Origin of the sequence: Janthinobacterium agaricidamnosum NBRC 102515 = DSM 9628, assembly GCF_000723165.1 — a bacterium.
GTDB classification, from domain to species: Bacteria; Pseudomonadota; Gammaproteobacteria; order Burkholderiales; family Burkholderiaceae_D; genus Janthinobacterium; species Janthinobacterium agaricidamnosum.
Genome location: NZ_HG322949.1, coordinates 1,327,450 through 1,338,906 on the forward strand (window position 1 = coordinate 1,327,450; position 11,457 = coordinate 1,338,906).

Below are 11,457 nucleotides of genomic sequence, written 5' to 3' on the forward strand. Positions count from 1 at the left end.
GATCGCCACCTGGTGCGTTGATCGGCCTTGCGGGCGCGTGTGGCTTAACCGCCGATGTAGGACATTTCGACCTTTTTGGGTTTCTTTTCAGACTGCTCAAGGCCATCGGTATTTTGTGTGCGCAGTTCGGAGTAGCGGTCGCCGCGCGCGCGCCACAGCTGGGCGATGCTGGTCGAGATTTCCGCGTCGCTGCGGCCGTCGCGCAACAGGCTGCGCAAGTCGTGGCCGCCGCTGGCGAACAGGCAGGTGTACAGCTTGCCTTCGGTCGACAGGCGGGCGCGGCTGCAGTCGCTGCAAAAAGCCTGGGTGACGCTGGAAATCAAGCCGATTTCACCGCCGCCGTCGCGGTAGGACCAGCGTGCGGCTGTTTCTCCAGTGTAATTCGGATCCAGCGCCCGCAATGGCATTTCTTGATCGATCCTGCGTACCACTTCCGATGAGGGAATGACTTCCGACAAATTCCAGCCATTCGATGCGCCCACGTCCATGTATTCGATGAAGCGCAAGATGTACGGCGTATGGCGGAAATGGCGCGCCATCGGCACGATTTCCTGGTCGTTCAAGCCAGCCTTGACGACCATATTGATCTTGATCGGCCCCAGGCCGACCTGGTGCGCGATATCGATGCCGTGCAACACTTCGCTGACCGCAAAGTCGACGTCATTCATGCGCCGGAACACGGTTTCATCGAGCGAATCGAGCGACACCGTCACCCTTTGCAGGCCGGCATCCTTCAGCGATTGCGCCTTTCTGGCCAGCAGCGAGCCGTTGGTGGTCAGCGTCAGGTCGAGTGGCTTGCCGGACGGCGTTTTCAATGCGCTGAGCATGCCGATCAGTTTTTCGATGTTTTTACGCAGCAAGGGTTCGCCACCGGTCAGGCGGATTTTCTCGACGCCGTGGGCGATGAACAATTTGGCGATGCGGGTGATTTCCTCAAACGACAGCAGCGCCGATTGCGACAGGAACAAATGGTTCTTGTCGAACACTTCCTTCGGCATGCAATAGACGCAGCGGAAATTGCAGCGGTCGGTGATCGAAATGCGCAAGTCGTGCAAGGGACGGGCAAGTTTATCCGCGACACGTCCGTTCGGCGTTTCGAGGATGGAGGGTAGCGCCGGCGCCTGCTTACGCGCGTCGGCGAGAAAGATTATCTTTTCAGCCATGAATGATTCGCTGCCAAATTACAAGGGTTGCGTCTAAGACCAATACGATAGCACGCGGCCGCGAAAGCCACAGGCGGCGGTGTATTCCGGGCTGGCCGGAGTGCTCATTCCGGAGGGGAGGATGAAAAAAGGGGAAGCACTCGGCTTCCCCCTTGATATTCCAGTGACATGCCACGCGAGCGGGCCAAAGCCCGGGTGGCTTACTGGCGTTGAGTGTTAACCTGGATTAACGGCTCATCGTTTTGCGGCGGCAAAGGCTTGCGTTCGCGCGGTTTGCGCACTGGCGCCACCGATTTCGCTGCCGCTTCGCGTGCCGCGCGCAGTTTTTCCGGATCGGTTGCCGCCAGCGTCAGGCCGGCCGAACCCAGTACCGCGTTCAAGTCGACCGGCAGCGCTGGCGCTGCAGCGGCTGGCGCAGGGATAACTTCGGGCACTGCAGCCGCTATCGGGGCCGCGGCCGGCGCCGCCGCCACAGCAGCTTCAACCACCGGCTCGGCTACGGCAGCAGGAGCAACGATTGGCGCCGCGGCGACTACTGGAGCAGGAGCGACTTCAAGCGTGACTGGCGCTGCTTCGGCAACCACTGGCGCCGAGGCTGGAGCTGGCGCCGCGAGCGGAGCCGTCACGACGTCGGCTGCCGCTTCAACTGGCGTTGCCGGGGCAACTTCAAGCGCGGCTGGCTCAACCGGAGCAACTGCGGCCGGCTGTTCTTCTTTCGCGGCAAAGCTGTATTCCGCGACAGGCGCCGATTCCGGCGTGGCTGGCACGGCAACAACAGGCTCTGCAACGACAGCAGCAACGGTTTCAGCAAGCGGCGCGACTTCGGCCAACACTGGCGCGGCCACTTCGGCCACCGCAGGACTGACTTCAGTCACGGCAGCGGCGGCAGGCGCGGCAACTTCGGCGATTGCGGCGCTAATAACAGCGTCAACAACTACCGCAGCGGCGACTTGCGCCACTGGCGCAGCAGCAACTTCAGCGACGGCAACGGCGCTGGCTTCCGCCGCCACAACCGCTGCCGCTTCGCTAGCCGGGGCCACCGTGAAGCTGATTGCCGGTGCATGTTCCTGGCCTTCGCCTTCTGCTGCGGAACCTTCGATCAACTCGCCGGTTTCACGGTCGCGGCGATTGCGGTTGCGGCCGCCACGGCGGCGGCGGCGGCGCGGTTCTTCGCCTTCCACTTCCGCTTCTTCACCTTCAGGGCCGGCATTCGGCGCGGCTTTCAGCAAGCTGGTGGCCGGCGCTTCAGCATCGGCGGCTGGGTGGCTGACTGGTGCGGCAACAGCTGCCGTTACCAGGCTGGCCACTGCCAATTCTTCCACTTTGCTTTCCAGCGCAGGGGCTTTGTCGGCACGCGGTTCGCGTGGCGGACGTGGCGGACGCTCGCCGCGTTCCGCGCGTTCTGGACGTTCACCACGCTCGCGTGGCGCCTGGCCTTCGACCGGCTCGCGCACTTCACGCGCTTCGCGTGGCGGACGCGGCGGACGTGGCGGACGGGCTGCCTTGTCGCTGGTCTCGTTTTCCTTGCCTGCTTCTTCAGCCGCGGCCGGCCGGCCCTGGCCAGGTTCGCGTTCTTCGCGGCCCGGTTTGCCGTTGCGGTTGTTGCGGCCGCGTGGGCCACGGCTGTTGCGGTCGCCGCCACGGTCGTTGCCGGCCGGTTTGACTGGCGCCGCCGGCACGACAGGCGCTGCCACCGGTTCAGGTTTGCCGGTGAAGAAGCTGATGATTTTGGCGAGCAAGCCTTGCGGTGCTGGCGCGGCGGCTGGCGCCGGCTTGGCCGCTTCAGCCGGTTTGCGTTCCACCAGAGGCGCAGGCTGGTCAGGGGTGATGGTCTTGACCATGGCTTCCTGGCGCGGCTTGGTTTCTTCTTTTTGACGCTTGCTGTACGCCATGTCGGTTTCGGCGTGCTCGGCCAGGTTGTAGCTGGCCTGGCTTTCTTCGAGGCGCGGATCGTCGTGCTTGATGCGTTCCAGCTTGTAATGCGGGGTTTCCAGATGCTTGTTCGGGATCAGGATCACGGCGATGCGGTGGCGGTTCTCGATCTTCAGCACTTCGCCGCGCTTTTCGTTGAGCAGGAAGGCGCCGACATCGACCGGCACCTGCACATGGATGGTGGCCGAATTTTCCTTCATCGCCTCTTCCTGGATGATGCGCAGCACTTGCAGGGCGGACGATTCGGTATCGCGGATATGGCCGGTGCCGGAGCAGCGCGGGCACGTCACGTGGCTGCCTTCGGACAGCGACGGACGCAGGCGCTGGCGCGACAATTCCATCAGGCCGAAGCGCGAAATCTTGCCCATCTGGACGCGGGCGCGGTCATGGTGCAGCGCGTCTTTCAGGCGCTGTTCGACTTCGCGCTGGTTCTTCGCCACTTCCATGTCGATGAAGTCGATCACGATCAAGCCGCCCAGGTCGCGCAAGCGCAATTGGCGGGCAACTTCTTCGGCGGCTTCGCAGTTGGTGTTGAAGGCGGTGGTTTCGATGTCCGAACCGCGGGTGGCGCGGGCCGAGTTGACGTCGACCGACACCAGCGCTTCGGTGTGGTCGATGACGATCGCGCCGCCGGAAGGCAATGGCACGGTGCGCGAATACGCGGTTTCGATCTGGTGTTCGATCTGGAAGCGCGAAAACAGCGGCACGTCGTCGCTGTAGCGTTTTACGCGGTGCACCATGTCGGGCATCACGTGGCTCATGAACTGGTGCGCCTGTTCGTAGATATCGTCGGTATCGATCAGGATTTCGCCGATGTCAGGCTGGAAGTAATCGCGGATCGCGCGTATCACCAGCGACGATTCCTGATAGATCAGGAAGGCGCCCGATGCCGATTTGCCGGCGCCTTCGATGGCGCGCCACAGTTGCATCAGGTAATTCAAGTCCCACTGCAATTCATCGACGTTGCGGCCGATGCCGGCGGTGCGGGCAATCACGGACATGCCAGCAGGCAAGTCCAGTTTATCCATGGTTTCGCGCAATTCCTGGCGTTCTTCGCCTTCGACGCGGCGCGATACGCCGCCGCCGCGCGGATTGTTCGGCATCAGGACCAGGTAGCGGCCGGCCAGCGAAACAAACGAGGTCAGCGCCGCACCCTTGTTGCCGCGTTCTTCCTTCTCGACCTGGACCATGATTTCCTGGCCTTCGCGCAGCGCTTCCTTGACGGACGCATTGCGCACATCGACGCCTTCGCGGAAGTAAGTACGGGCGACTTCCTTGAACGGCAGGAAACCGTGGCGGTCTTCGCCGTAGCTGACGAAGCAGGCTTCCAGCGACGGTTCGATGCGGGTGATCACGCCTTTGTAGATGTTGGACTTGCGCTGTTCGCGCCCGGCGGTCTCGATATCGATGTCGATCAGTTTCTGACCGTCGACAATGGCTACGCGCAGCTCTTCTTGCTGTGTAGCATTAAACAACATGCGTTTCATTTTTATTAACTCCGCGGCCTAGGGCCATCTCTATGCCGTTCCCGTGGAAACGGCGAAGTACAGGGACATACGCGAGAACTGGAATGGTTGGGGTGGGTATGCCGGGGCGTGCGGAGCAACAACGCGGGGCGCTGCGGCCGCAACAGGGCGCAAATGATGCCGATCGTCATGCCGAGTGCAGACAGCGCCTGCAACTCATCTGATGCAGCCCGACGTTGTCGGGGGCAGAGAATGCAGGCGGCGCGCAAAAATTCAGAGCCAAATCGTAGCCAGGCTCACATACCGGGGTAGCGATGCCGAGACCTTTGACTGTGCCGCGCCTGGTGGAATTATTATTTCCAGGTCTGGAAGAGTCACTGCCTCGGCCTTTCATCGGCAACCCTCAATATATAGGCTTACTACATGGGGTTTGGCGAAAACGGCAAGCGTTATCAACTTCATCAACCCGCAAGCATGCTTTTATAAAACCTGCTGACGGGTACTTATCCTTACAATCCAAAACATTCTAATTCAACATCCTCACGCCTTATCCGATTACAACAACGGTGCAACCTTGATAAGCGCAGGGGTGCTGCGTACACATTTTTCCACCGAATTTGCAATTTGGCGAGGCCGGTGGACACGCCCCTGTGTAAAATGTGCTTTTATTGTTACACCAGCAGCAGCCAGGGCCGCAGCAAAAACAATTATATATTCAAAATGAAGGACTTAGAGAGATTTTCTGGGAAGACAGAGTAAATGAAGATGCAAAATGATGTTGTTCCCCCTTCAACACCCCCGGATAGCCGGCTGGTTCAACCGCAAGCCCAATTCCTTACCATCGCTGAAGAGGAAGCTGGCCAGCGTATCGACAACTACTTGTTGCGTATCTGTAAAGGAGTGCCGAAAAGCCACATTTACCGCATTTTGCGGTCTGGCGAGGTGCGCGTTAACAAGGGCCGCATCGACCAGTTGTACCGGCTGGCCGAAGGCGATGTGGTGCGGATTCCGCCGGTGCGGGTGGCCGAAAAGACCGGCCCTTCGGCGCCGGCCGCCGAGTTCAAGGTGATTTTCGAAGACGCCCACTTGCTGGTCATCGACAAGCCGGCCGGTGTCGCCGTGCATGGCGGGTCCGGCGTATCGTTCGGCGTGATCGAGCAATTGCGCGCGTCGCGGCCGGACGCCAAGTTCCTGGAGCTGGTGCACCGGCTCGACCGCGATACGTCCGGCCTCTTGTTATTGGCCAAGAAGCGCTCCGCGCTGACCAGCCTGCACGAGCAAATGCGCGACGGCGTGACCGACAAGCGCTATCTGGTACTGGTGGCGGGCGACTGGAAAAACGCGCGCCAGCATATCAAGCTGCCGCTGCATAAATATACGACGGCCGATGGCGAACGGCGGGTGGCGGTGCAAGCCGATGGCTTGCCGTCGCACACGGTATTCAGCTTGTTGCGTAAATATAATAATTTTGCCTTGCTGGAAGCCGAGCTGAAAACCGGACGCACCCATCAAATTCGCGTGCATCTGTCTTCGTCCGGCTTCGCGATCGCAGGTGACGATAAATACGGCGATTTTGCGTTAAATCGCGCCTTGTTGAAAGCCGACGAGACGCGTGGCGCGCTCAAACGCATGTTCTTGCATGCCCATCAAATTACGTTCAGCCACCCTGAAACAGGCAAAAATGTGACCTTGAACGCGCCATTGGCCGCCGAATGCGAGCGTTTCTTGGTAAGCTTGGGCAAACCGCTGGCTGTTGCGCCACGCTAAAAACATCACTCAAGGAGCCGGTGCCTGGACGCCGGGATACATGGCAAGAAAGCAATTTGATCTGATCGTTTTCGATTGGGATGGAACGTTGATGGATAGCACCTCAACGATCGTGAAATGTATCCAGGCGTCGGCCAGGGACCTGGGTCTGGCGATTCCAGCCGATCATGCGGCGGCCCATGTGATCGGACTGGGTTTGCAAGAAGCGATGCAACGCGTGCTGCCGGGCGCCGACCAGAAAACCGTGCTGCGCATGGCGGAGCGCTATCGCCATCATTATTTGTCGCGCGACCACGAGTTGACCTTGTTCCCCGGCGTGACGGACATGCTGCAGGAATTGTCGCACAATGGTTATTTCCTGGCGGTGGCGACCGGCAAGAGCCGGGTCGGCTTGAACCGTTCGCTGAATGCGCTCAAACTATTGTCGATGTTCGATGCCACCCGCTGTGCCGATGAAACCTTTTCCAAGCCGCATCCCGCGATGTTGCAGGAATTGACACGCGAGCTGGGGCAAGACATGAAGCGTACCGTGATGATAGGCGATACCAGCCACGATTTGATGATGGCCAATAATGCCGGCGCGTCCGGCATCGCGGTACAGTACGGCGCCCATCCGGTTGAGCAGCTGGACGTTTGCCAGCCGATCTTTTCGGCGGCTTCGGTGGCTGAACTGCACCAATGGCTCAACGATCACGCATGATGCCGGACGAAGTGATGGACAACGAAGAAATCCTGATTTGCGCCGCCGATGCGCTATTGGACGGCGGCAAGGGTGTGCGCTTCCCGGTGTCGGCCGGCGGCGAAAATACCACCGGCTTCGTGGTGCGCTACGATGGCAAGGTGTACGGCTATTTGAACCGATGCGCCCATATTCCGATCGAACTGGATTGGGCCGAGGGCGAGTTTTTCGAGTCGAGCGGCCTGTACCTGATGTGTTCCACCCATGGCGCGGTCTATGTGCCGGACAGCGGTTTGTGTGCCGGCGGTCCTTGCAAGGGCGGCCGCTTGTTGCCGATCGTCCTGGTCGAGCGCGAACAGTCCGTATATTGGCAACCGGATGAATATGTCAGGCCGGCGCACGCCTGATTTGGCTGTCAGTGACTACATCGTGCGGCAAATTGATCTTAACTGAAGCGAAATATGAGCGATAACACGAATAACGACGCTACCGGCGGCTTGAGCACCGAGCAGATTTCCGCCGCCGCAGGGACTGCTGCGGGCGGCAACTGGGAGCGTGAAGTACTGGAAAAGCTGGTATTTGCGACTTTGCAAGAACAGCGCGCGCATCGCCGCTGGGGCATCTTCTTCAAGGTGATCAGCTTGCTGATCGTGTTGTTTGCGCTGTGGGTATATTACGACTATAACAATTCGGACGATAGCGAAACGCTGGGCCGGCACACGGCGCTGATCGATATCGACGGGGCTATCGAATCGGAAGGCAGTGGTTCGGCGGCGGTGGTGATTCCGGCGCTGGACAAGGCGTTTTCCGATAGCGGTTCGGTGGCGGTGGTGTTGCACATCAATAGCCCGGGCGGCAGTCCGGTGCAAGCCGGCATGATCGTCGATGAAATGCTGCGTTTGCGTAAAGGCTATCCCGACAAGCCGCTGTATGTGGTGGTCGATGAAATGTGCGCTTCCGGCGGCTATTACATCGCCGCCGCGGCCGACAAGATTTATGTTAACAAGGCCAGCGTGGTCGGTTCGATCGGCGTGTTGATGGATGGTTTCGGTTTTACCGGCATCATGGAAAAGGTCGGCGTCGAGCGCCGCTTGCTGACGGCCGGCGAAAACAAGGGCTTCATGGACCCGTTCAGCCCGTTGACCGAAAAACACAAGGCGTATGCGCAAGGCATGCTCAACGAAATCCACCAGCAATTTATCGACGTGGTGCGGGCAGGGCGCGGCAAGCGCTTGAAAGAAACCCCGGACACCTTTTCGGGCCTGTTCTGGACCGGCGCCAAGGCGGTCGAAATGGGCCTGGCCGACGATTTCGGCACGGTCGACAGCGTGGCGCGCGATGTCGTCAAGGCGGAAGATATCGTCGATTACACCCAGCATGAAGGTTTGCCGGAGCGGGTGCTGAAGAAATTCGGTGCGGCGATGGGAGCGGGCGCGATGAAGGCGGCGCTGCAAAACGTCAGCAAGCCGAGCTTGCGTTAAGGTCTGTGCTGGCCGCGAGGTGCTGAAAAAGTTCGATTTTTCTTGAAAAACCGGCCTCGTGGTCTATATTGGTCTTGTAGTTCTTTTCAAGGGGGCCGATATAAATCATTATTTAGTTGTCAGCATAAACTTGATGTATCAGCATGGAACTACTCCCCGCATCGCTGATGCGGATTAGAGTGAATTTCGATTCCTCACACGGGCCTCGAACGAGGCTTGAAAACGGCGGCCTCGTGCCGTCGTTTTCATGTGGCGCACCGTTTGCATCCGTAAACGCACCCTTGGGACGCACCCCTGCTAAGAACCTATCCCAGTAGATGAATACGCCCTCTTCTGGCGCTCCTCAGGAACGGGGACTGCGTTGATCGTCGTCGCGTGGCCCGCCACGCTTGCTCCTCACGCGTGCTCCGCGCTCCCGATGCGCTGCCAGCAGACGACGCTCACTACTGGGATAGGCTCTTAGTCAAGCGGTACAGGTATGGCCTTTAACGAGCGCTTTGCCGGCGGCATGACCCGTCTTGCCGTGTTTCTTGACGCCAGGCGGCTGTTGGGCCGCGCTGCCGCGTTCCGGCTGGCCCGCTTGCTGGGCTTGTTTCAGTGGCGCTTGGGAAAAACCACCGTTCGACAGCCATTCGATGAAGCTGTTCTGGACATGTTCATGCCAGCAAGCCTGCGCCGAAGAGGGCGGGCTATCCATCTTGCAAGCTCCGGCACTCCAGCGGGCGACCGCTAAATTAACGCTGTGCATGGCTGCCTGCTCTTTTGCCATCTGCACGCGTATTTCTTGTCTGGTCTTGTCCAACTGGTTTTTTTTGAATTGTTTCATGGGGTATCCTTGTGAAACTCCAACATGACATGCCTGCTGACTACCTTAACTATTCCTAAGCCCGTTAGGCCGATTCCTAACGAAGTTTCAGTGTATCAACACGAAAATTTTGAACGCTTGATTTATCTCAAATTAAATAGCTGCATATGCTTAAAATATTTTGATGTTTTGATGTAGATATAGGCTGCGAATCGCGCGACGGCCAGCGCTGGCCGCCCGGCCTGCCTTCACGCTGCCGGTTGCTTCTGTTAAAGTCTCGCCATGAGTAAATTATCCTTAGACCGCATCCTGCAATCGCAGGGTTTTGGCACCCGCAAGTATTGCCGATCCCTCATCGACGACGGCGAAGTGAGCATCGCCGGCGTGACCCAGACCAATTACCGTACCACTGTCGACACCGATGGCCTGGTGCTGCATATCTTCGACGAAGAGTGGGTGTACCGCGAACATGTGTATATCGCGCTGTACAAACCGGCCAATTTTGAATGCTCGCGCAAGCCCAGCCACCACCCGGGCGTGCTGACTTTGCTGCCTGAGCAATTCACGTGGCGCGAAGTGCAGCCGGTCGGCCGGCTCGACCATGACACCACCGGCATGTTGCTCATTTCCGACGACGGCCCGTTCATCCACGCCCAGTCGTCGCCGAAGCGCCATGTGCCGAAGATTTACCAGGCCACCACGCAAGAACCGGTGAGCGAGGAATTGATCGCGCAATTGCTGGCTGGCGTGCAATTGCATGACGAACCGGCGCCGCTGGCGGCGCTGGTGTGCGAAAAGCGCGGCGAGCATCAACTGGAAATCGTGCTGGAACAAGGCAAATACCACCAGGTCAAGCGCATGCTGGCCGCCGCCGGCAACCATTGCAGCGCCTTGCACCGCTCGGCGATCGGGACTCTGACGCTGGAATCGCTGGGCCTGGCCGAAGGCGAGTGGTGTTACCTGGATGCGGCGCAGCTGGCCTTGCTGGCGCCGGCCTGAGCGGCCGTCATGCACTATTCGTGATTTACTATCAAGAGGAAACCCGGTGGCGCGCGAGGTGCGGCCGGGTTTCCCGTTCTTTCCCGATTTGGCTCTTTCCTGATCCTGCTTCCCGATGAAACTCGCAACACTGAAAGACGGCACCCGCGACGGCCAGTTGGCCGTGGTCGCGCGCGACTTGAAAACCGCCCATCTGGCCGACGGCATCGCGCCGACGCTGCAAGCGGCGTTGAACGATTGGGCGTTTATCGCGCCGCAACTCGATTTGCTGTACCAGGCCTTGAATAGCGGGCGCGGCCACCGCAGCTTCGACTTCGACCCGGCCAATTGCATGGCGCCGTTGCCGCGCACGTATTTGCGCGCCGCCGGCGCCGCGTATCCCAGCCTGGCCGAGCGGCTGCATAAAGCCGACCGGAGCGCGGCGCCGGACAACTGGCGCGACGAGCCGCGCATCTATCAGGGCGCCGGCGATGATTTGCAGGGGCCGCGCGACGATATCCTGCTCGCTTACGAGCAATGGGGCATCGACTTCGACGCCGGCCTGGCCGTCATCACCGACGACGTCGCCATGGGGGCGACGCCGGACCAGGCGCACCAGCAAATCAGGCTGGTGATGCTGGTCAATGACGTGGCGCTGCGCAACCTGGCGCCGGACGAACTGGCCAAGGGCTACGGTTTTATCCAGTCGCGCCCGGCAGCCAGCTATGCGCCGGTGGCCATCACGCCGGACGAGCTGGGTGACGCCTGGAAGGGCGGCAAAGTGCATTTGCCGCTGCGCTCCACCTTGAACGGCAAGCTGGCCGGCCAGCCGCAGGCCGGCGCCGACATGGCCTTCAATTTTCCGCAATTGCTGGCCCACCTGTGCCAGACCCGCAATCTGCGCGCCGGCAGCATCGTCGGCGCCGGGCCGGTGTCGAACAAGGAAATCAAGCGCGGCCATGCGTGCATCCTTGAAAAACGCGCCCTGGAACTGGCCGCCGACGGTATTGCCGGCACCCCCTACATGTTGTTTGGCGACACCATTCGCATCGAGATGCTGGATGAAAACGGCAAATCGCTGTTTGGCGCGATCGAACAAACGGTGAAGCAGAGCGAAGCGCGTAAATCCCGTTGAGATTTCTTGTAGGCAAAATGGAACACATGCGGAATTCCGCGCCTGTTCCGG

9 protein-coding genes are annotated in these 11,457 nt (G+C 59.9%); 6 read left to right on the forward strand and 3 right to left on the reverse strand.

Annotation, left to right across the window (positions count from 1 at the left end; all coding sequences use genetic code 11):
- Positions 1-44: 44 nt before the first annotated feature.
- Positions 45-1,163 carry a GTP 3',8-cyclase MoaA gene (gene moaA / locus GJA_RS05645; protein WP_038489705.1) on the reverse strand — a complete coding sequence of 373 codons (1,119 nt, stop codon included), beginning with the start codon at positions 1,161-1,163 and terminating at the stop codon, positions 45-47.
- Positions 1,164-1,363: 200 nt separating this feature from the next.
- The gene (locus GJA_RS05650; RefSeq protein ID WP_038489708.1) at positions 1,364-4,582 is read right to left on the reverse strand and encodes an Rne/Rng family ribonuclease; all 3,219 of its coding nucleotides are present in this window, start codon (positions 4,580-4,582) and stop codon (positions 1,364-1,366) included.
- Between the two features lie 738 nt (positions 4,583-5,320).
- Here GJA_RS05650 and GJA_RS05655 point away from each other — a divergent pair.
- The 4 genes from GJA_RS05655 to GJA_RS05670 are packed head-to-tail and all read left to right on the forward strand — an operon-like array spanning position 5,321 to position 8,488.
- Positions 5,321-6,328: an RluA family pseudouridine synthase gene (locus tag GJA_RS05655; RefSeq protein ID WP_038489710.1), complete on the forward strand. Its 1,008-nt coding sequence runs from the start codon at positions 5,321-5,323 to the stop codon at positions 6,326-6,328.
- A 40-nt stretch (positions 6,329-6,368) separates the two neighbouring features.
- Positions 6,369-7,028: an HAD-IIIA family hydrolase gene (locus GJA_RS05660; RefSeq protein WP_038489713.1), complete on the forward strand. Its 660-nt coding sequence runs from the start codon at positions 6,369-6,371 to the stop codon at positions 7,026-7,028.
- Positions 7,025-7,414, forward strand: a complete 390-nt coding sequence (locus GJA_RS05665; protein WP_422567904.1) for a Rieske (2Fe-2S) protein — start codon at positions 7,025-7,027, stop codon at positions 7,412-7,414. The genes GJA_RS05660 and GJA_RS05665 overlap by 4 nt, the downstream gene beginning before the upstream one ends.
- A 54-nt stretch (positions 7,415-7,468) precedes the next feature.
- Positions 7,469-8,488, forward strand: a complete 1,020-nt coding sequence (locus GJA_RS05670; protein WP_038489717.1) for a S49 family peptidase — start codon at positions 7,469-7,471, stop codon at positions 8,486-8,488.
- Positions 8,489-8,951: 463 nt separating this feature from the next.
- Here GJA_RS05670 and GJA_RS05675 read toward each other — a convergent pair whose 3' ends face one another.
- Entirely contained in the window at positions 8,952-9,314 is a 363-nt protein-coding gene (locus tag GJA_RS05675) for a hypothetical protein (RefSeq protein ID WP_038489720.1), read from the reverse strand.
- A 261-nt stretch (positions 9,315-9,575) separates the two neighbouring features.
- Here GJA_RS05675 and GJA_RS05680 point away from each other — a divergent pair, with 261 nt between their 5' ends.
- Complete coding sequence (locus GJA_RS05680) at positions 9,576-10,292, forward strand: pseudouridine synthase (protein ID WP_038489724.1); 717 nt, start codon at positions 9,576-9,578, stop codon at positions 10,290-10,292.
- Positions 10,293-10,407: 115 nt separating this feature from the next.
- Positions 10,408-11,406, forward strand: a complete 999-nt coding sequence (locus GJA_RS05685) for a fumarylacetoacetate hydrolase family protein (protein ID WP_038489727.1) — start codon at positions 10,408-10,410, stop codon at positions 11,404-11,406.
- Positions 11,407-11,457: the final 51 nt, after the last annotated feature.